Source organism: Microbacterium sp. MF43 (genome assembly GCF_012847295.1).
GTDB lineage: Bacteria > Actinomycetota > Actinomycetes > Actinomycetales > Microbacteriaceae > Microbacterium.
In genome coordinates, this window is record NZ_JABBDY010000003.1 from 298,016 (window position 1) to 318,965 (window position 20,950).

Here is a 20,950-nt window from a genome sequence, read left to right on the forward strand (position 1 = left end):
CGGGGTGGTACCGCGGCTCGCAAGGGTCGTCCTCGCAGGAAGCGTTCGCAACCTGCTGGAGTGACATGACCTACCCGAAGTCCTCGTTCGGACCCGCCGCCGATGCCGTCGTGCCGAGCCCGCGGTTCCCAGAGATCGAACGCGACACGCTCGCGTTCTGGCAGCAGGACGACACGTTCCGGGCGTCCATCGCGAACCGCGACGGCGCTGAGGAGTGGGTGTTCTACGACGGCCCTCCTTTCGCGAACGGCCTTCCCCACTACGGACACCTCCTCACCGGGTACGCCAAGGACCTGTTCCCGCGCTTCCAGACGATGCGCGGCAAGAAGGTCGACCGCGTGTTCGGGTGGGATACGCACGGGCTTCCGGCCGAGCTCGAGGCGATGAAGCAGCTGGGCATCACCGAGAAGACGCAGATCGAGGAGATGGGACTTGCGGCCTTCAATGCGAAGGCGCGGCAGTCCGTGCTCGCCTATACCCGCGAATGGGAGGACTACGTCACGCGACAGGCCCGGTGGGTCGACTTCGAGCGCGGCTACAAGACGCTCGACACCTCGTACATGGAGTCGGTGCTCTGGGCCTTCAAGACGCTCCACGACAAGGGGCTCGCCTACGAGGGCTACCGCGTGCTTCCCTACTGCTGGCGGGACGAGACGCCTCTCTCCAGCCACGAGCTGCGCATGGACGACGACGTCTACAAGATGCGCCAGGACCCGTCGGTCACGGTGACCTTCCCCTTGGTCGGGGCGAAGGCGGAGTCGCTCGGGCTCACCGGTGTGCGGGCGCTGGCCTGGACGACCACGCCCTGGACGCTGCCGACCAACCTCGCCCTGGCGGTGGGACCCGAGATCCGCTATGTGGTGGTTCCCGGCGGTCCGGCCGGCGCGGCAGACGTCCACCATGCCCCCGACGGCCGCGCCGACGAGCCCGCCGAGGCGTACGCGCACCGCTACCTGCTCGCCGAAGAGCTGCTCGCCGGCTACGCGAAGGATCTCGGCTACGAGTCGGCCGAGGAGGCCCGCGCGGCGGTCGTGCAGACCGTCCTGGGCTCGGAGTTGGCGGACGTCGCCTACGATCGGCTGTTCGATTACTACGCCGACGCCGAGATCTGGGGCACCCAGACGGCATGGCGCATCCTCGTCGACGACTACGTCACCACCGGCGACGGCACCGGCATCGTCCACCAGGCCCCGGCCTACGGTGAGGACGACCAGCGCGTGACCGAGGCCGCCGGCATCCCGCTCATCATGAGCCTCGACGACGGAGGACGATTCCTGCCGCAGGTGACGGACGTCGCGGGCGAGCTGTGGATGGACGCGAACACGCCCCTCGTCCGGCTGATGCGTCAGGCCGGCCGCCTGCTGCGGCTGGCCAGCTACGAGCACTCGTACCCGCACTGCTGGCGCTGCCGGAACCCACTGATCTACCGAGCCGTGTCGAGCTGGTTCGTTCGCGTCACCGATATCAAGGATCGGCTGCTCGAGAACAACGAGCAGATCACGTGGGTGCCCGAGAACGTCAAGCACGGGCAGTTCGGCAAGTGGCTCGAGGGCGCGCGCGACTGGTCGGTGAGCCGCAACCGCTACTGGGGGTCGCCGATCCCGGTCTGGAAGAGCGACGACCCGGAGTACCCGCGCATCGACGTCTACGGCTCGCTCGCCGACCTCGAGCGCGACTTCGGACGCCTGCCGCGAAACACCGAGGGGGAGGTGGACCTCCACCGCCCGTTCATCGACGAGCTGACGCGTCCGAACCCCGACGACCCTACCGGCCGCAGCACGATGCGCCGGATCGAGGACGTCTTCGACGTGTGGTTCGATTCGGGGTCGATGCCCTACGCCCAGGTGCACTACCCGTTCGAGAACCACGACTGGTTCGACGAGCATGCGCCCGCCGACTTCATCGTCGAGTACATCGGCCAGACCCGCGGCTGGTTCTACGTCATGCACGTGCTCTCGACGGCGCTGTTCGACCGTCCGGCGTTCACGGGCGTCTCGTGCCACGGCATCGTGCTGGGCAGCGACGGTCAGAAGATGTCGAAGTCGCTGCGCAACTATCCCGATGTGAGCGAGGTCTTCGATCGCGACGGCTCCGACGCGATGCGCTGGTTCCTCATGGCGTCGTCGGTGCTGCGCGGCGGCAACCTCGTCGTGACCGAGGAGGGCATCCGCGCCGGCGTGCGCGAGTTCCTCCTCCCGCTCTGGAACGCGTGGTACTTCTTCGCGACCTACGCGAACGCGGCGGGCGGGCCCGAGGGCAGCGGGTACGAGGCATCCTGGCGCACCGACTCGACCGATGTGCTCGACCGCTACATCCTCGCGCTCACCGGAGATCTCGTGCGCGACGTCGCCGCAGATCTCGAGGGGCTCGACTCGACCCTCGCCGCCGCCAAGCTCCGCGACTTCGCCGAGGCGCTGACGAACTGGTACATCCGCCGTTCGCGCGATCGCTTCTGGCTGGGGGTGAACGATGATCCCCGCAGCCGTGAGGCGTTCGACACCCTGTACACCGTGCTCGAGACGCTCACGCGCGTCGCGGCGCCCCTCATCCCGCTGGTGTCCGAGCGGGTCTGGCAGGGACTCACCGGGGGCCGCAGCGTGCACCTCCAGGACTGGCCGGACGCCTCCGCGTTCCCGGCCGCCGACGACATCCGCTCGGCCATGGATGCGGTCCGGCAGGTCTCCAGCGTCGCCAACGCCCTTCGCAAGAAGGAGGGCAAGCGCGTGCGCCTGCCGCTCGCGAAGCTGACGGTGGTGGTTCCGGATGCCTCGTCCCTCGGCCAGTTCGAGGGCATCCTGCGAGACGAGCTCAACGTGAAGTCGGTCGAGCTGGTCGAGCTCGACGGTGACGTGGCCGAGCGCTACGGCATCAGCAAGCGCCTGACCGTGAACGCACGGGCGGCCGGACCGCGCCTGGGCAAGCAGGTGCAGCACGTCATCGCGGGGGCACGCGCGGGCGTGTGGGAGGAGATCGACGGCGCCGTGGTGGTCGACGGCGTCGCGCTGCACGAGGGCGAGTACGAGCTCACCCTCGAGGCGGGCGGCGTCGCCGCCGGAACGGCCATCGCGCTCGTCGGCGAGGGCGGCTTCGTGCTGCTCGACACCGCCACCACGCCCGAGCTCGAGGCCGAGGGGCTGGCGCGTGACGTCATCCGCGCCGTGCAGGATACGCGCAAGGCCGCCGGGTTCGAGGTGAGCGACCGCATCCGTCTCGAGTTGGCATTCGCAGACCCCGACGACGGCCGGGCGGTCGAGGCCGCGTTCTTCGCAGCCGACATCCCGGGGGAGACGCTCGCGCTCGAGCACGAGCTGGTCGTCGGCGGGCCAGCGTCGGCGAGCACCGCTCAGCACTCCGCGGACTTCTCGGCGGGAACGTTCGCGAACCGCGGCGCGTTCACCGTGTCCGTGACCAAGGTGGAGGCGAACGCATGACCGATCGCGACGTCGCTCGCGCAGACGCCGTCTATGCGGCGCTGCTCGAGCGCCAGGGTGAGCGCTGGGTGCAGCCCCGCGTCGAGCGGACGCGCCGAGTGCTCGAACTGCTCGACGATCCTCAGAAGACGTATCGCGTGGTCCACGTGACGGGGACGAACGGCAAGACCTCGACGAGCCGGATGATCGAGAGTCTCGTCCGTGCGCACGGGCTGCGCACGGGCCTGTTCACGAGTCCGCATCTGGAGCGGTTCACCGAGCGCATCATGATCGACGGCGAGCCCATCGCCGACGCTGCCGTCGCCGACGCCTGGGACGAGATCGAGCCCTTCGTAGGGCTGGTCGATGCCGAGCTGGCGGCGGCGGGCGATGCTCCGCTGACGTTCTTCGAACTGCTCACCGTGCTCGCGTTCGTCGCATTCGCCGACGCCCCGATCGACGTGCTGGTCCTCGAGGTCGGTATGGGCGGAGCGTGGGACTCGACGAACACGGCCGACGGCGATGTGGCGGTCTTCGCGCCGATCGACATCGACCACGCCGACCGCCTCGGCGAGACGATCGCCGAGATCGCCGCGGTCAAGGCCGGCATCATCAAGGACGGCGCGGCGGTGGTGTCGGCGCGACAGGATGCCGCGGCCGAGGCGGTGCTGCGAGAAGCCGCCGCCGCCCGCGGCGCGAGCATCGCGTTCGAGGGCGCGGAGTTCGCCCTCGCCGAGCAGCGACTTGCCGTCGGCGGACAGCAGATCACGGTCCGCGGTCTGGCCGGAACGTACGAGGAGGAGTACCTTCCGCTCTACGGCGGGCATCAGGGCTTCAACGCCGCGCTGGCGATCGCTGCGGTCGAGGCGCTCATCGGCGGGGCATCCCAGCCGATCACCGGCGACGTGCTCGCGGAGGGCCTCGGCCGCGCGACGGCTCCCGGACGCCTGCAGCTCGTCGGCATCGCGCCGACCGTGCTCGTGGACGCCGCGCACAACCCGCATGGCGTCCGCGCGCTCGTCACGGCGCTGCGCGAGTCGTTCGACTTCGACGAGTGGGGCGTCGTGCTCGGCGTCTTCACCGACAAGGATGCCGACGGCATCGTTCGCGAACTCGCCCCCGCCGCAAGCCACGTGTTCGCCACGGCGCCGGCATCCGAGCGGGCCGAGGACGCCGACCGTCTCGCCGATCTCGCCGAGGCCCAGGGGCTCGCCGTGACGGTGCACGACGACCTCGCACAGGCGGCGGAGTCCGCGCGGGCGTGGGCGGCGGCATCCGATCGGCGTGCTGTCGTGATCGCAGGATCCGTCGTGCTCGCCGGCCAGGCGCTGGCCCTCGCCGCCGCCGAGGACTGGAAGAGCGGGTGGGAGCAGTGACGACCGCCGACGCGCCCGCGCCCGCGCCCCGCTCACGCCGCCCGCGCGGCGCAGCCGAATCGCTCGCGGCGATCGTGCTCGGCTTCGAGTCGATCATCGCGTTCCTCGGCGGCCTCGTGATCTACGGCCTCCGGGCCCTTCCCGAACCGATCGCGCCGTGGTGGGGAATCGTCGCCGGCACCGTCGTGGCCGTGCTGATGGTGCTTGCGACGCGCTTCCTCCGCTACCCGTGGGGCATCGCCTTCGGATGGGCGCTGCAGGTGATCGTGGCGCTGGGGGCGTTCCTGGTTCCCTCGCTCGGGATCGTCGCGCTGATTTTCGGCGGGATGTACGCGTATGCGACCATCAAGGGAGCGGCCCTCGATCGGCGCAACGCCCAGCTCGCCGCGAACCCCCCAGAAGAAGCCTGAACCGGCGAAACGGAGACTTCCCATGGCCACCGAAGAGACCCTCGTCCTCATCAAGCCCGACGGCGTGGCGCGCGGACTGACCGGCGCGATCCTCGCGCGCATCGAGGCGAAGGGCTACGCACTCGTCGACATCCGCCTCGTCGAGCCCGACCGGGGCACGCTCGAGCGCCACTACGCCGAGCACGAGGGCAAGCCGTTCTACGAGCCGCTTCTCGAGTTCATGATGTCGGGACCGTCCGTCGCGATCCGCCTGGCAGGCAACCGTGTCATCGAGGGCTTCCGATCGCTCGCGGGAACGACGGATCCGACGACGGCGGCGCCCGGCACGATCCGCGGTGATCTGGGCCGCGACTGGGGCCTCAAGGTGCAGCAGAACCTCGTTCACGGCTCCGACAGCCCGGAGTCGGCAGCGCGCGAGCTCGAGATCTGGTTCTGACGCGGGCCTCGTGCGCTCGCGTCAGAAGATCTCGCGTCAGAAGATGCTGCCCAGAACGTCGAGCCGCACCTGGGCGAGGATCGCGATCACGGCGTAGCTGACGACGGCGAACAACGGCACCCATCCCATGAGAGCGCCGGCCGCGCGCCGCGCCCTCGGTCCGACGGGCACCATGCCGGTGCGCAGGACGTGGAGGGTCACGACGTAGAACGTGGGGATCGTCACCGCCCACGTCACCATGCACCACGGGCACAGGGTGCCGAGCACGAAGATGCTCTGCGAGATCAGCCAGATCACGAACGCGAAGGCGAAGAGCACTCCCAGTTCGAACAAGAGCCAGAACCACCGCGCGAATCGCGCACCCGCGAGCAAGGCCATCCCGACCACGATCGGCGCGACCCACCCTGTCAGCCCGAGGATCGGATTGGGGAAACCGAAGACGCTTCCCTGCCACGACTCGAGGTTCGCCGTGCACTGGACCAGCACGCTGAAGTCGCAGGACGCGATGGCGTCGGGGTCGGCGAGCAGGTGGAACCTCTCGACCGTCAGCTGGAAAGCCGCCCACCAGCCGATCGCGCCGGCGACGACGAGCCACACGGCCATCAGCGGGTGGCGGGTAGGCGAGGGACGCTCGGACATGCTCCGGATTATGGCATCGAGGACGGATCGGATGCCTCGTGCGGGGCCGTGTGAAATCGTCGGCGTGGCGTCGGCGAGCAATCGGCGGGCGAAAGTGCGATAATGAGTGTCGATGTGCTGCGGCCGCGCCGCGACGCGCATCACCAGAAGACTTCAGGGCGACGAATGCCCGTGGCAGCGCGTTTTCCCGCCGCATGAGCCGGGATCCCGCTGCAGACCGAGTGAGTTCGCGGCACCGCAGGTGCGGCACCGCAAGAGATTTCGCCGGGCGGCGCGCGGTGCCGACCCGCAGGGAGTAAGCCAGTGATGGCCGATGGAACAGATGAAGACCTCAACCCCCAGACCGGATCGGATGCTTCACCCGCACCAGGCGGTGTGAGCGCGCACTCCGACGGGTCGCCGGCTGAGGCCGAGACCGAAGCGGTCATCGAGGCCGTCGAGGTCTACGAGGAGGGCGCGCCCGCACCGGAGTCCGCTCCTGCGGAGGAGCCGGCGCCCGCTGACGGGGCGGCAGCTGCGGATGAGTCCGCTCCTGCCGACGAGCCGGCACCTGCGGAAGAGCCCGAGGCGCCCGAAGCAGAGCCCGAGCCCGAGCCGACTGGACCGGTCACCGCCGTGTCGCTGGGTCTGCTGCCCGAGACGTTCGTCTCGGCCGTGTCGACTCAACTGCACTTCTACGCGCCCGAGATCGCACCCCTTCCGGCCCCGCCGAGCGAGCCCGAGCAGGAGCAGTCCTCGGGGTCGTCACGGCGCCGCAGCCGTCGCCGCGGGGGAGAGGGGCAGCGCAGCGAGGCATCCGAGTCCGCCTCCGAACCGTCGCCGCCGCGTCAGCGCGCGGTCGAGCTCATCACTGAGCCGCAGCGCATCAAGGGGTCCACGCGTCTCGAGGCGAAGAAGCAGCGCCGTCGCGATGGCCGCGAAGCGGGCCGTCGGCGCGCCGTGGTCACCGAGGCGGAGTTCCTGGCACGCCGTGAGGCCGTCGACCGCGTGATGATCGTGCGCTCCAAGAACGGACGCATCCAGATCGCAGTGCTCGAAGACAACGTGCTGGTAGAGCACTATGTCGCGCGCAACCAGGACGCCTCGCTGATCGGAAACGTCTACCTCGGCCGCGTGCAGAACGTGCTGCCGAGCATGGAGGCCGCGTTCGTCGACATCGGACGCGGCCGCAACGCGGTCCTGTACTCGGGTGAGGTGGACTGGGATGCCGTTGAGACGGGCAACCAGCCGCGCCGCATCGAGCTCGCGCTGAAGTCGGGCGACAAGGTGCTCGTGCAGGTCACCAAGGATCCGGTCGGCCACAAGGGCGCGCGCCTCACGAGCCAGATCTCGCTGCCGGGCCGCTATCTCGTGTATGTGCCGGGCGGGGCGATGAACGGGATCTCCCGCAAGCTCCCCGACACCGAGCGCGCACGTCTGAAGAAGATCCTCAAGGAGGTCCTCCCCGAGTCGTCGGGCGTCATCGTGCGCACGGCCGCCGAGGGTGCGACCGAGGAGCAGCTGACGCGGGACGTTCAGCGCCTCACCACCCAGTGGGAGCACATCAGCAAGCAGATCCAGACCATCCAGGCCCCCGCGCTGCTGCACTCCGAGCCCGACCTGCTGGTCAAGATCGTCCGGGACGTCTTCAACGAGGACTTCTCGAAGATGCTCATCCAAGGCGAGGACGCGCACCACACGATCACGAAGTACGTCGAGAGTGTGGCGCCGGACCTTCTCGAGCGCGTCGAGGCGTACGAGGGCGACCGGGACCCGTTCGACGAGTTCCGCGTGACGGAGCAGATCGAGAAGGCACTCGACCGCAAGGTGTGGCTGCCCTCGGGCGGGTCGCTCGTCATCGACCGCACTGAGGCGATGACCGTCGTCGACGTCAACACCGGCAAGTTCGTCGGTTCGGGCGGCAATCTCGAGGAGACCGTCACCAAGAACAACCTGGAGGCGGCGGAGGAGATCGTGCGGCAGCTGCGCCTGCGCGACATCGGCGGGATCATCGTCGTCGACTTCATCGACATGGTGCTCGAATCCAACCGCGACCTCGTGCTGCGGCGTCTGGTCGAGTGCCTGAGTCGCGACCGCACCAAGCATCAGGTCGCCGAGGTCACTTCGCTGGGTCTCGTCCAGATGACGCGCAAGAAGCTCGGCCTCGGCCTTCTCGAGACCTTCAGCGAACCGTGCGAGGTGTGCGCGGGCCGCGGCCTCATCGTGCATCACGACCCGGTGGTCAAGCATCGGGGTGCGCAGTCCGCGGGCGGATCGTCCTCGCAGCGTCGTCCTCGCGGAGGCGGTTCGGCCCAGCCGGCCGGCGGCGGGTCCAATGGCACGCACGTGATCACCGAGGGTGTGAAGTCGGCGCTCGCGCAGATCGCGGCATCGACCATCCACCATCACGAGGAGCCGACGGTCGAGGAGACCGCTGCGGCGGCGGAGGTGCCCGTCGAGCGTCCGAAGAAGGCGCGCAAGAAGCGCGGGGAGCCGAAGGAGCGCGCCAAGGCGCCGAAGACCGAGAAGGACCTGCTGCTGGACTCCGTGCTGAGCGCCCTGCCAGAGCCGAAGGCGCCGGGCCAGGGGCGTTCCCGCCGGCGGGTGACGACGGCCGCCCTCACCGGCACGCCCGTCGCGCACACGCCGGTCGACGACTGACGGCGCGCGCGCCGGTCCTTCAGCGGCCGGCGCGGCGCTCGCGTCCCGGGACGCGCAGCCCGGATGCGATCAGGCGCCGGACGAGTTCGCGTCCGCTCACGTGCTCGGCCCCGGCGGCGACCAGCCGCGCATGCGCCTCATCCGGCACGTCGTAGTGGTCCAGATCGAAGCCACGGCGTGGGATCCCGTTCGCCGCGGCGAAGGCGTGAAGCTCCTCGAGGTCCGAGTCGCTCACGAGATGCGCCCAGAGCCGACCGTGCGCCGGCCAGAGCGGGTCGTCGATGAGGATGGCCACGTCGCGATCCTATGCGCTCGAGGGAAGGACACGGCTCGTCGCGCTTTTGCCGTATGTCGCGGCATCCGGTAAAGTTGTCCTTTGGTGCGTCACGCGTCGCAGGTTCACGGCGATGCTCGACGGGCCCCGGCATCCGGCTCGGGCCGTCCATCCGCACCACGACTTCCTCTTCTCGCAAGAGCAGAGTCTCGCAAAAGCAACCGGAGCCGTGCGCTCCATCCCAGTAGAAACAGGTGTGAAGTGGTTTACGCAGTTGTGCGCGCCGGTGGCCGGCAGGAGAAGGTCGAGGTCGGCACGATCGTCGTTCTCGACCGCCAGGCCGCGAAGATCGGCGACAAGATCGAGCTGCCCGCCGTCCTGCTCGTCGACGGCGACGCTGTCACGACCGACGCCGACAAGCTCGCCAAGGTGACCGTGACGGCCGAGGTGCTCGGCGAGGAGCGCGGCCCCAAGATCGTGATCCAGAAGTTCAAGAACAAGACCGGCTACAAGAAGCGCCAGGGCCACCGTCAGGACCTCACGCGCGTCAAGGTCACCGGCATCAAGTAAGTCCAGGAAGAGACGCAGAGATGGCACACAAAAAGGGCGCAAGCTCCACCCGTAACGGTCGTGACTCCAACGCTCAGCGACTGGGCGTGAAGCGCTTCGGCGGCCAGAAGGTCCTCGCGGGCGAGATCATCGTCCGTCAGCGCGGCACTCACTTCCACCCCGGCGCCAACGTCGGCCGCGGTGGCGACGACACGCTGTTCGCCCTCGCGGCGGGCGCGGTCGAGTTCGGCAACAAGGGCGGCCGCAAGGTCGTCAACATCGTGGCGAACGCGGAGTAATCCACGCGCTGCGCAATTCTCGAGGAAGGGGCGGGCTTCGGCTCGCCCCTTCCCTTTACCCTGGGGTTGACCCAGGACGCTTCATGAAGGAGTTCGCATGGTGACGTTCGTCGACCGCGTGACGCTGCATCTGCGCGCGGGCAAGGGCGGCAACGGCTGCGTCTCTGTGAAGCGCGAGAAGTTCAAGCCGCTCGCCGGCCCCGACGGGGGCAACGGCGGTCACGGCGGCGACATCGTGCTGGTCGCCGACCCCCAGGTGACCACGCTCTTGTCGTACCACCACTCGCCGCACCGCGCCGGCGGAAACGGCGGCTTCGGCATGGGCGATCATCGCTCGGGTGCGGCGGGGGATTCGCTCGAGCTGCCTGTGCCGGTCGGGACGGTGGTGAAGGATGCCTCGGGCGAGGCGCTCGTCGACATGATCGAGCCGGGAATGCGGTTCGTCGTGGCGCCGGGCGGCATCGGTGGGCTCGGCAACGCAGCTCTCGCGAATCCCAAGCGCAAGGCGCCCGGGTTCGCGCTCCTCGGCACGCCGGGGTGGGAGGGAGACGTCCTCCTCGAACTGAAGACGGTGGCCGATGTGGCGCTGGTCGGCTTCCCCTCCGCCGGGAAGTCCAGCCTCATCGCAGCGGTCTCGGCCGCGCGCCCCAAGATCGCCGACTACCCGTTCACGACTCTTCATCCGAATCTGGGCGTGGTCCAGGCGGGCGACACGCGTTTCACGGTGGCCGACGTGCCGGGCCTCATCGAGGGCGCCAGTGAGGGCAAGGGCCTGGGCCTGGAGTTCCTCCGCCACGTCGAGCGCTGCACCGCGCTCGTCCATGTGCTCGACTGCGCGACCCTCGACCCCGGCCGCGACCCGCTCACGGATCTCGACGTGATCCTCGCAGAGCTCGGCGCCTATCCGGTGCCCGAGGGGCAGGTGCCTCTGCTCGAGCGTCCGCAGCTGGTCGCCCTCAACAAGGTCGACGTGCCCGAGGCGAAGGATCTGGCCGATCTCGTGCGCCCCGAACTGGAGGCGCGCGGATTCCGCGTGTTCGAGATCTCCACCGTGAGCCACGAGGGCCTTCGGCAGCTCACCTTCGCCCTGGGCGACATCGTCGCGCAGCACCGGCTCGAGCAGGCGAAGACACCGGTCCCCGAGCGCATCGTGATCCGTCCCAAGGGATCCGAGAAGGACTTCTGGATCCGCGTCGAAGGCGGCACCTACGGCAACGTCTATCGGATCCTCGGCGAGAAGCCGGTGCGATGGGTGCACCAGACCGACTTCCAGAACGAGGAGGCGGTCGGATACCTCGCGGACCGGCTCGAGAAGCTCGGCGTCGAAGACGAGCTCTTCCGTGCCGGTGCGACCCCGGGAGCGACCGTCGTCATCGGCGAGGGCGACGGGATCGTGTTCGACTGGGAGCCCTCGCTGAAGTCGGCTGCTGAGCTCGCGACCGCCCCGCGTGGCACCGACCCGCGCCTGCTGCAGAGCAACCGTCGCACCACGTCGGAGCGCCGCGAGCGCTACCACGAGTTGATGGACGCGAAGGCCGAAGCCCGCGCCGAGCTCGAGGCCGAGCGCCGGGCTGCGCGCAGCTGGGACGGCGAGGGCGACGAGTGAGCTTCGCGGCACGGCAGGGCATCCGCACGGCGCGCCGCGTCGTCGTCAAAGTGGGCTCGTCGTCGATCAGCGGTGAGAACTCCGAGAAGATCGGTCCGATCGTCGACGCCCTCGCTGCCGCTCACGGGCGGGGCACGGAAGTCGTGCTGGTTTCGTCGGGTGCGATCGCGACCGGGATGCCCTTCCTGCAGCTCGACGAGCGACCGACCGATCTCGCGACGCAGCAGGCGGCGGCCGCGGTGGGTCAGAACGTCCTCATCTACCGGTACCAGGCGGCTCTGCGCGAGTTCCGCATCGTCGCCGGGCAGGTTCTGCTGACAGCGGGGGACCTCGAGAATCCCACGCACCGATCGAACGCACGCCGCGCGATGGAGCGCCTTCTCGGACTGCGCATCCTCCCGATCGTCAACGAGAACGACACGGTCGCCACGCACGAGATCCGCTTCGGCGACAACGATCGGCTCGCCGCCCTCGTCGCGCAGCTCGTCGGCGCCGACGCCCTCGTTCTCCTGAGCGACATCGAGTGCCTGTACACCCGTCCCCCCGGTGAGCCGGGCGCCGTCCCGATCAAGCGCGTCGCGTACGGAGACGACCTGCACGGGTTCGAGTTCGGCTCCGTCGTGGTGAACAGCGTCGGGACCGGCGGGGCGGCGACCAAGGTCACGGCCGCGCGGCTCGCCGCGGCATCCGGGATCGGCGTTCTCGTGACGAGCGCCGACCTCGTCGACCAGGCGCTCAACGGCGACGACATCGGCACGTGGTTCCAGCCGAACCCCGAACCGGGGGCGCCGGTCGGGACCGGTCCGATCCGGACCGCCGCTCGATAAACTGGGCGGATGACCACGACGGCCACGACCGCGCGCGAGCGGATGATGCTCGCCAAGGAGGCCTCGCGCAGCATCGGTCTCCTCTCCGACGCCGAGAAGCGCGACGCCCTGCTCTCGATCGCATCCGCGCTCGAGGCGTCCGAGGCGGAGATCGTCGCCGCGAACACCGAGGACCTCGAACGCGGCCGCGCGACCGGCCTGTCGGAAGCACTTCAGGATCGCCTGCGCCTCGACGCCCCTCGCGTGGCGGCGCTGGCCACCGCGGTGCGCGAGATCGCGGCGCTGCCCGACCCGGTCGGCCGCGTCCTGGACGAGCGGACCCTCGCCAACGGCGTCGCACTGACGAAGGTCTCCGTTCCGTTCGGCGTCGTCGGCTCGATCTACGAGGCGCGCCCGAACGTGACCGTCGACATCGCCGCGCTCGCCCTGCGCTCGGGGAACGCGGTGGTGCTCCGCGGCGGCTCGGCCGCCGAGAAGACGAACGGGGCCCTGGTTCGCGCGATGCGCGGTGCCCTCGCCGAGCGTGGGCTCGACCCCGAGGCGATCCAGACCGTCGACGACTTCGGACGCGACGGCGCCCGTGAGCTCATGCACGCGAGAGGCATCGTGGACGTGCTCGTGCCGCGCGGAAGCGCCCAGCTCATCGAGACGGTGGTGACCGAGTCGTCGGTTCCCGTCATCGAGACGGGCGCAGGGGTCGTGCACATCGTGCTCGACGAATCCGCCCCCCTCGAGTGGGCGCGCGACATCGTCGTGAACGCCAAGACGCAGCGACCGAGCGTGTGCAACGCCGTCGAGACCGTGCTGGTGGTGGGGGATGCCGCCGGCCGGCTCGTGCCGCCGGTCGTGGAGGCGCTGCGCGCGAATGGCGTCACGGTGCACGGTGACGAGGTCGTGGCCTCCCTGGCCGAAGGCGTGGTGCCGGCCACCGATGAGGACTGGGCGACCGAATATCTCAGTCTCGACGTCTCCATCCGTGCGGTCGACGACCTCGATGAGGCGCTCGCCCACATCCGTCGCTACTCGACCCACCACACCGAATCGATCATCACGCAGGACGCCGCACGGGCCGAGCGCTTCCTCGCCGAGGTCGACTCCGCCGTCGTGATGGCCAACACGTCCACGCGTTTCACCGACGGAGGCGAGTTCGGCTTCGGTGCAGAAGTCGGGATCTCCACGCAGAAGCTGCATGCACGCGGTCCGATGGGGCTGAGTGAGCTCACGAGCACGAAGTGGCTCGCGCGAGGCGTCGGGCAAGTCCGCGCGTGAGCGCCTAAACTGAACACAGCACCGATGTTGGCGAACCGAACGGAGCCCGAATGAACCTCGCCACGATTGTCGCCCTCGCTGCGGAGGAGTCCGAGCATCACGGCAACGTCGCTCTCGAGACCGTTCAGTACGGGATCATCGCCATCGTCGTCTTCGCGCTCCTGGCATTCGTGACGATGTCGTACCGCAACGTCGCGAATCGCCATGCGAACAAGGCCGAGGCGTATGCGCGCGCACACGCCAACGACGTCGTCCAGCATGCGGGGCACGGCCACTAGGCCGACTGCATGTCGGTGACGGCCACCCCGAGGATCGGGGTCATGGGTGGGACATTCGATCCCATCCATCACGGTCACCTTGTCGCCGCGAGCGAGGTCGCTCAATGGTTCGATCTCGACGAAGTGGTCTTCGTGCCGACGGGGCAGCCGTGGCACAAGGAAGACGTCTCGCCCAGTGAGCACCGCTATCTGATGACGGTCATCGCCACGGCATCCAACCCCCGTTTCACCGTGAGCCGCGTCGACATCGACCGTTCGGGACCCACCTACACGATCGACACGCTTCGCGACCTGAAGGCCGAACGGCCCGGCGCCGAGCTGTACTTCATCACCGGCGCGGACGCCATAGCGCAAATTCTCAGTTGGAGGGACCATGATGAGTTGTGGGACCTCGCCCATTTCGTCGCGGTCTCGCGCCCGGGGCATGTCCTGAGCACGGACGGACTGCCCAGTGAGGACGTGAGTCAGCTCGAAATCCCCGCTCTCGCCATCTCGTCGACGGACTGCCGTGACCGCGTGGAGCAAGGACACCCGGTGTGGTACCTCGTTCCCGACGGGGTCGTCCAATACATTGCGAAGCACCATCTCTACCGGAGCAAGGAATGAGCACACCCGAGCAGCCGGCGAATCCACCGCTGACACGCAAACAACTGCGTGAGATCCGAAACACCGGATCCACGCCGGTCATCACGCCCGAAGCCGCAGAGGCCGAGGCATCCGTCCCCGTGCCCGCCGCGCCCGCGGCGACGTCGAAGAAGGCCGCCGCCGGATCGGCAGTGAGCTCGACGCCGTGGCAGACCGCTCCGCCCGCGTCGTCGATCGCGGTCGCGCCCTTGCCGCGCCCCGCCGAGCCGGCGGTCGTGCCGCCGGCGCCCGTGGCCGACGCCACCGTCGACCTCGGTGCATCCCCCCTCACTCGGCGCCAGGCGCGTCAGCAGGAGCGGATCCGGACGGCATCCGTACCGGTCATCACGCCCGAGGTCGCAGCCGCTCACTCGGCCTCGCTCACCCCCAGCCAGGCCGCCTCCACCCAGCTCCCGACGCTCACCCATACCGAGCCGGTCGGCCTGCACAGCGGGATGCACGACCTCTTCGGGCTCGCGGCATCGACGTCGGCTCCCGTGAAGGAGGACGAGCCGTCGACGTCCGCGGATCGCGAGGACGCGTGGAGCGAGGTCCTCCCGGACGGCGAGACCGCCGACGCCGCAGAGGATGAGCGCGACCGCGTGGTCAACCCCCTCTTCGGCGCAGGAGTGCTGTCGGGCGAGACCCCGCAGGCGGAACTGCCGCCATCGTTCGACCAGTTGCTCGCTCGCAGCACCGGCGCCGTGTCCATGCCGAATGCGCTGATCCTGTCTCAGGCGCCCGAAGGTGCGCCGATCTCCGCGCCGCTCGGAGCCGCCGGAGAAGTGCTCGTCACAGGCACGCTCAACCTGCCCGAGGGTCTTGGTTCGACCGGGCACGCCCATGGGACAGCCGACGGCAAGGAGGTCGACGCGACGCTCGTCGACGGGGAACTGCCCGCCCACTCGTCACCGACGCCGATCGCCGCGAGCGCGGCGATCAGCACGGTCAAGACGGCCGGCGAGGTCATCAGGCCGCCGGCACCCGAAAAGGGCAGCAAGCTCATGCTGACCCTGGCGATCACGGCGGGCGCCCTCGCGCTTGCGCTGGTCGGCGTCCTCATCCTCGCCTTCGTGACAGGAGCGCTGTGATGACAGTGTCCGATCAGTCCCACGACATGCTGCGAATCGCCGCGGTCGCTGCCGACGCCAAGGGCGGCGAGGACCTCATCGCGCTGGATGTCTCGCAGCCTCTTCCTCTCGTCGACATCTTCCTTCTCGTCACGGGTCGCAGCGAGCGAAACGTCGCAGCGATCGCCGACGAGATCGAAGACAAGCTCATCGAGGCGGGCCACAAGCGACTCCGTCGCGAAGGGCGGCAGGAGGCGCGCTGGGTGCTCCTCGACTTCGGCGACCTCGTCGTTCACGTCTTCCACGAGCAGGAGCGCGTGTACTACGGCCTCGAGCGCCTGTGGAAGGACTGCCCGGTTGTTCCGATCGAGCTGCCGGCGGCCGCTCCGGCCGAGTAGGCGGCGGTGGTTCGGAGCATCGTTCGAGGTGTTGTAAGCTGGTCTGGTTGCCCCGACGGGCAGCCGAACGAGGGCCTGTGGCGCAGCTGGTAGCGCACCTGCATGGCATGCAGGGGGTCAGGGGTTCGAGTCCCCTCAGGTCCACCACCGCATGAAATGCCCCCGGTCTTCCGGGGGCATTTCCTGTTACGCATCGGCGATGCTCCGGCGCGCTATTCGCTGTCCGGCCTCGAGGCACTCGCCCCGGCGCGGGCGGGGCCCAGGCCACGGGAGCGTCTGACGCCCGAGGCTCACCGCACACCACGACGCGCAGGTCGTTGACCGCACGCGACGCGCGGGAGACTCTAGGGGGAACCCTGGAGGCCCCCATGACCGATGTGACCCCGTTCCTGTGGTTCGACGACGGCGCCGAAGCCGCGATCGCGTTCTACACCGAACTCATCCCCGACTCGTCCATCGTGTCGCTCGGGCGATACCCCGACGATGTACCGGCGATGGGCGGCAAGGTGATGCACGCGCATTTCCGGCTCGCAGGACGGGACTACTACGCGATGGATGCCGGTCCGCAGTTCCCGTTCACAGAGGCGATCTCGCTGTACGTGGCCTGCTCCGACCAGTCCGAGGTGGATCGCTATTGGGATGCGCTCACGGCCGGCGGCGGACAGGAGCAGCCCTGCGGCTGGCTCAAGGACCGCTGGGGTGTCTCATGGCAGATCATTCCGGACCGGCTCATCGAGCTCATCAGGCATCCCGATCCCGACACCGCCCACCGGGCGGTGCAGGCGATGCTCGCCATGCACAAGATCGACATCGCCGCGCTCGAAGCGGCCGCAACGGGCGAGTGACGCGCTTCGGACGGGTGGTGGCGGCCGGATGCCTCGCCCTCGCGGCGGTCGCGGCATCCGCCTGCACGCCCACTGATGTGCAGCGGACGGTGCCGTCCGCGGTCGCGCCGACGCCGGGCCCGTCGTCGAGACCGGCCGCCACAGGCCTGTGGCATCCCGACGGTGCGCCGGGCACGCTCGCGCAGGGCCTCGCCTCTCCCTGGTCGGTGGTCGCCGTGGACGGCGGGGCGCTCCTCTCGCAGCGAGATGACGGCGCGATCCTCGAACTCGCTCCGACAGGCCGGGTGCGCACGGTCGGGGCGGTGCCGGGCGTCGTCTCGGGCGGTGAATCGGGCCTGCACGGGCTCGCCGTGCTGGTGGACGGGCCGGAGTCGTGGCTGTACGCGTATCACGGCGCACAGGACGATAACCGAGTGGTGCGGATGCCGCTGCGCGGCCAGCCCGGCGCGCGGACGATCGGCGACGTGGAGGTCGTCTTCTCCGGCATCCCACGGGCGAACACGCACAACGGAGGGCGCCTCGCCTTCGGCCCCGACGGATACCTCTACGTCGCCACGGGCGACGCGCGCGACACGGACAGCGCTCAGGACCCGCACGCGCTCGGCGGCAAGATCCTGCGTCTCACGCCCGACGGGGAGGCGGCACCCGGCAATCCGTTCGACGGGCCGGTGTGGTCCCTGGGGCATCGGAACGTGCAAGGCCTCGCGTGGACCGCCGACGGGACTCTGTGGGCGAGCGAGTTCGGACAGGACACCTGGGACGAGCTCAACCGCATCGAGGCCGGCGGCAACTACGGCTGGCCGGTCGTCGAGGGGCCGGACGACCGCGAGGGGATGATCGGCCCCGTCGCCTGGTGGCCGACCGATGAGGCGAGCCCGAGTGGCATCGCGGCCATCGGCGACACGGTGTTCATCGCCGGACTCCGCGGCGAACGACTGTGGGTCGTCGACACCGCCGGCGGCGAGCTCGCGGGCGAGCCCTTCGCCGTCCTGGCGGGGGAGCAGGGCCGACTGCGCGACGTGGTCGCGGCACCGGACGGCGCGCTGTGGATCCTGACGAGCAACACCGACGGAAGGGGCGACCCGCGCCCCGAGGACGATCTGCTGCTTCAGCTGCGCGTGACCCCGGCGACATGAGGGTCGGAGCGGCCGCCGACGACACGGCGACGCTACGGTGAGACCGTGAGTTCGCAGCCACGGTGCCCGCACTGCCGCCACTTCGTCTACCTCGACACCCTGAGGTGCCCGAACTGCGAGGCCGAGCTCGGGTATCACATCGTCACGCGGCAGTTCTACGGCGTGCGCCATGGTCGGGTGCAGATCGACGACAAGATCTGGTACACCTGCTCGAATCGCGACTGGGACTGCAACTGGCTCGTCCGCGAGGACGCACCCGCCGGCAGATGCTTCTCGTGTCGGCTCACGCGGCGTCGACCGGAGGCGGATGACACCGTGGCCCTCGAGAAGCTCGCGAAGACCGAGGAGGCCAAGCGCCGTCTCCTGCTGCAGCTCGGCGACCTCGGACTCCCGATCGTTCCGTGGGACGTGCGCTCCGGCGGTCTCGGATTCGATCTGATCTCGAGCCTGAGCGACGGCAAGCCGGTGATGATCGGGCACGCGGGCGGCATCATCACGATCGATCTCGCGGAGAGTCTCGACGACCGTCGCGAAGCACTGCGCGTGCGTCTGGGTGAGCCCTATCGCACGATCCTCGGGCATCTTCGGCACGAGGTGGGGCACTACTACCAGGGTGTCCTGATGACGGACGACGAGACGTGGGCGCGGTGTCGCGCGCTCTTCGGCGACGAGAGGGCCAGCTACAAGGAAGCGCTGTCTCGCCACTACAAGATCGGGGCGCCCGCCGACTGGCATGAGAGCTTCATCTCCGAGTACGCCACCATGCACCCGTGGGAGGACTTCGCCGAGACCTTCGCGCACTATCTCCACATCACCGGCACCCTCCAGACCGCGGCGGTTCTCGGCATCCGACTCGACGCGGAGATGACCAACCTGCGCGATACCGACGTCGTACCGCTGGACTCGTACCACGACGAGCCGATCCAGCGCCTGCTGAGCGATTGGGAGTGGATGTCGCAGGCTTTCAATCGGATCAATCGCGCGATGGGCTTCGGCGATCTGTACCCGTTCACGATCGCCGGCCCCGTGCGCCACAAGCTGGAGTTCGTCCACGAGGTGATCACGCGCGCCCCGCTCACCGTCGAGGAGCAGGTCGCGATCGCCTTTGCGGCCGATACGGAGCGAGCATGACCGCGTTCTCGCGCGGTCAGCGCGTGATCGGCGCCGCGACCCATTACGTCGAGAACCAGCCTCCCTGGCGCGTGGACGTTGACGAGTTCTCCTCCAACGCCCCGCTCGTGGGCGCCCTCGACCGCTTCGGAGCCGGGTGGGCGACGCCTGCGCTGGGGGAGGTCGGCGCCCTCGTCGGATCGGGCGACTTCCAGCGCGACGCGGACCTCGCGAACGCACATACCCCCGTTCTGCACACCCACGATCGATGGGGCTTCCGACTGGACGAGGTGGAGTACGACCCGTCGTATCACCGTGTGATCTCCGCCGCCGTCGCGCACGGTGCGCACACGTCCGCGTGGGCCGATCCGAGGCCCGGGGCGCACGTCGCCCGCGCGGCCTCCTTCATGCTCTTCGCGCAGGTCGAGCCCGGTCACGCCTGCCCCGTCTCGATGACGCACGCGGCCGTCGCGTCCGTGCAGGGGTCGCCGTGGGTCGCCGACGAGTGGCTTCCCCGGCTGTACGCGCGATCCTACGAGCCGCGCCTGCTGCCCGCGGAGCCGAAGCCCAGTGCGCTCGTCGGCATGGCGATGACCGAGAAGCAGGGCGGATCCGACGTCCGCGCGGGCACGACGACGGGCGTCTCCATGGGCGGGCACGCATACCAGTTGACCGGACACAAGTGGTTCTGCTCGGCGCCGATGTCGGATGCCTTCCTCGTTCTCGCCCACACCCGCAGCGGCGGCACGGAGGAGGGGCTGTCATGCCTGTTCGTGCCGCGGATCCTGCCTCACGGGACGCGCAATGTCTTCCGGCTGCAGAGACTCAAGGACAAGCTCGGGAACAGGTCGAACGCCTCGGGAGAGGTCGAGTTCGACGGAACCGTCGGATTCGTGCTCGGCGAACCCGGACACGGGGTGCGCACCATCATCGAGATGGTCCAGCGCACGCGGCTGGACTGCGTTCTGGGGACGGCGGCCGGGATGCGGCAGTCCCTCGCCGAGGCGCTCTGGCACACCCGCAACCGGCGCGCCTTCGGTGCCGTGCTCGTGGATCAGCCCGCGATGACGGCGGTGCTGGCCGACCTCGCGCTCGAATACGAGGCGGCCATGCTGACGGGGCTGCGGCTCGCCCAGCTGTTCGAGGCCGAGGCATCCGATTCCGACATCGCCCTGCGCCGGCTCGCCACCCCGGTCTCGAAGTACTGGGTGTGCAAGCGCGGGCCGCATCACGCGTACGAGGCGCTCGAGTGCCTGGGCGGCAACGGCTACACCGAGGCTTTTCCTCTCGCGCGGCGCTATCGCGAGCAGCCCGTCATGGCGATCTGGGAGGGGTCGGGCAACGTGATCGCCCTCGATGTCCTGCGGGCGCTCACCCGCGACCCGGCGTCCGCCGAGGCCTTCGCGAGCGAACTGGCCACCGCTGCGGGTGCCTCGGCGATTCTCGACGGCCACGTCACGCGCACCCTCGCGCTCCTCGCGGAGGTGCAGGGCGCGGACCTCCCACAGGCGCAGGCGCAGGTCCGGCGCCTGTGCGAGGCGCTGGCTCTCGCGTTCCAGGCCTCGCTGATGCTGCGCCATGCCCCGTCACGCGACGCCGAGGCCTTCATCGCGGCGCGGCTGGGCGAGGACCGCGCGTGGCAGTACGGCGTGTTGCCGACGGGGACGGATGCCGCCGCCATCGTCGCCCGGCACTGAGGACCGCGCCGGGAATCCGCTGGGAGGGAACCCCGGCGGGCGTGTCCATACGAGGCG

Annotated in this window: 20 protein-coding genes and 1 tRNA gene; 19 read left to right on the plus strand and 2 right to left on the minus strand. The window is 69.4% G+C overall.

The window, feature by feature from the left end; all coding sequences use genetic code 11:
* The first annotated feature begins 65 nt into the window (after nt 1-65).
* Genes ileS through ndk form a run of 4 tightly spaced genes read left to right on the plus strand, consistent with a single transcriptional unit; the run spans nt 66 to nt 5,632 of the window.
* A complete protein-coding gene (gene ileS, locus HF323_RS09820; protein ID WP_169582403.1) occupies nt 66-3,431 on the plus strand; it encodes an isoleucine--tRNA ligase in 3,366 nt (1,121 codons plus the stop codon).
* Complete coding sequence (locus tag HF323_RS09825) at nt 3,428-4,786, plus strand: Mur ligase family protein (protein ID WP_169582404.1); 1,359 nt, start codon at nt 3,428-3,430, stop codon at nt 4,784-4,786. The genes ileS and HF323_RS09825 overlap by 4 nt, the downstream gene beginning before the upstream one ends.
* Complete coding sequence (locus HF323_RS09830; protein WP_317451048.1) at nt 4,783-5,196, plus strand: DUF4233 domain-containing protein; 414 nt, start codon at nt 4,783-4,785, stop codon at nt 5,194-5,196. Before HF323_RS09825 ends, HF323_RS09830 begins: the two co-directional genes overlap by 4 nt.
* A 22-nt stretch (nt 5,197-5,218) precedes the next feature.
* A complete protein-coding gene (gene ndk, locus HF323_RS09835) occupies nt 5,219-5,632 on the plus strand; it encodes a nucleoside-diphosphate kinase (RefSeq protein WP_169582406.1) in 414 nt (137 codons plus the stop codon).
* Between the two features lie 36 nt (nt 5,633-5,668).
* On the opposite strand, the gene HF323_RS09840 is transcribed toward ndk, so the two are convergent.
* A complete protein-coding gene (locus tag HF323_RS09840) occupies nt 5,669-6,271 on the minus strand; it encodes a vitamin K epoxide reductase family protein (RefSeq protein ID WP_169582407.1) in 603 nt (200 codons plus the stop codon).
* Nucleotides 6,272-6,577: 306 nt separating this feature from the next.
* Here HF323_RS09840 and HF323_RS09845 point away from each other — a divergent pair, with 306 nt between their 5' ends.
* Nucleotides 6,578-8,911 carry an Rne/Rng family ribonuclease gene (locus HF323_RS09845; RefSeq protein WP_169582408.1) on the plus strand — a complete coding sequence of 778 codons (2,334 nt, stop codon included), beginning with the start codon at nt 6,578-6,580 and terminating at the stop codon, nt 8,909-8,911.
* Between the two features lie 19 nt (nt 8,912-8,930).
* Here the strand turns inward: HF323_RS09845 and HF323_RS09850 are convergent, their stop codons facing one another.
* Complete coding sequence (locus HF323_RS09850; RefSeq protein ID WP_169582409.1) at nt 8,931-9,206, minus strand: DUF4031 domain-containing protein; 276 nt, start codon at nt 9,204-9,206, stop codon at nt 8,931-8,933.
* Between the two features lie 240 nt (nt 9,207-9,446).
* Between HF323_RS09850 and rplU the strand changes: the two genes are divergently transcribed.
* From rplU to HF323_RS09920, 14 genes are all read left to right on the plus strand, one after another.
* Complete coding sequence (gene rplU, locus HF323_RS09855; RefSeq protein WP_168914039.1) at nt 9,447-9,755, plus strand: 50S ribosomal protein L21; 309 nt, start codon at nt 9,447-9,449, stop codon at nt 9,753-9,755.
* 20 nt (nt 9,756-9,775) lie between these two features.
* Nucleotides 9,776-10,033 (plus strand): 50S ribosomal protein L27, encoded by a 258-nt coding sequence (rpmA, locus tag HF323_RS09860; RefSeq protein WP_169582410.1) that lies wholly within the window; start codon nt 9,776-9,778, stop codon nt 10,031-10,033.
* Between the two features lie 97 nt (nt 10,034-10,130).
* A complete protein-coding gene (obgE, locus tag HF323_RS09865; protein ID WP_169582411.1) occupies nt 10,131-11,639 on the plus strand; it encodes a GTPase ObgE in 1,509 nt (502 codons plus the stop codon).
* Nucleotides 11,636-12,466: a glutamate 5-kinase gene (gene proB / locus HF323_RS09870; RefSeq protein ID WP_169582412.1), complete on the plus strand. Its 831-nt coding sequence runs from the start codon at nt 11,636-11,638 to the stop codon at nt 12,464-12,466. Before obgE ends, proB begins: the two co-directional genes overlap by 4 nt.
* A 9-nt stretch (nt 12,467-12,475) precedes the next feature.
* A complete protein-coding gene (locus HF323_RS09875; RefSeq protein ID WP_169582413.1) occupies nt 12,476-13,735 on the plus strand; it encodes a glutamate-5-semialdehyde dehydrogenase in 1,260 nt (419 codons plus the stop codon).
* Nucleotides 13,736-13,785: 50 nt separating this feature from the next.
* The gene (locus tag HF323_RS09880) at nt 13,786-14,013 is read left to right on the plus strand and encodes a hypothetical protein (RefSeq protein WP_169582414.1); all 228 of its coding nucleotides are present in this window, start codon (nt 13,786-13,788) and stop codon (nt 14,011-14,013) included.
* 9 nt (nt 14,014-14,022) lie between these two features.
* Entirely contained in the window at nt 14,023-14,619 is a 597-nt protein-coding gene (nadD, locus tag HF323_RS09885; protein WP_169582415.1) for a nicotinate-nucleotide adenylyltransferase, read from the plus strand.
* The gene (locus HF323_RS09890; protein ID WP_169582416.1) at nt 14,616-15,728 is read left to right on the plus strand and encodes a hypothetical protein; all 1,113 of its coding nucleotides are present in this window, start codon (nt 14,616-14,618) and stop codon (nt 15,726-15,728) included. The genes nadD and HF323_RS09890 overlap by 4 nt, the downstream gene beginning before the upstream one ends.
* Complete coding sequence (gene rsfS, locus HF323_RS09895) at nt 15,728-16,105, plus strand: ribosome silencing factor (RefSeq protein WP_169582417.1); 378 nt, start codon at nt 15,728-15,730, stop codon at nt 16,103-16,105. Before HF323_RS09890 ends, rsfS begins: the two co-directional genes overlap by 1 nt.
* A 71-nt stretch (nt 16,106-16,176) precedes the next feature.
* Nucleotides 16,177-16,252, plus strand: a tRNA-Ala gene (locus tag HF323_RS09900).
* A gap of 221 nt (nt 16,253-16,473) precedes the next feature.
* The gene (locus HF323_RS09905; protein WP_169582418.1) at nt 16,474-16,950 is read left to right on the plus strand and encodes a VOC family protein; all 477 of its coding nucleotides are present in this window, start codon (nt 16,474-16,476) and stop codon (nt 16,948-16,950) included.
* Complete coding sequence (locus HF323_RS09910) at nt 16,947-18,086, plus strand: PQQ-dependent sugar dehydrogenase (protein ID WP_169582419.1); 1,140 nt, start codon at nt 16,947-16,949, stop codon at nt 18,084-18,086. The genes HF323_RS09905 and HF323_RS09910 overlap by 4 nt, the downstream gene beginning before the upstream one ends.
* Before the next feature lie 45 nt (nt 18,087-18,131).
* Entirely contained in the window at nt 18,132-19,217 is a 1,086-nt protein-coding gene (locus HF323_RS09915; RefSeq protein WP_169582420.1) for a putative zinc-binding metallopeptidase, read from the plus strand.
* Entirely contained in the window at nt 19,214-20,893 is a 1,680-nt protein-coding gene (locus HF323_RS09920; RefSeq protein ID WP_169582421.1) for an acyl-CoA dehydrogenase family protein, read from the plus strand. The genes HF323_RS09915 and HF323_RS09920 overlap by 4 nt, the downstream gene beginning before the upstream one ends.
* The last annotated feature ends 57 nt before the right edge of the window (nt 20,894-20,950 follow it).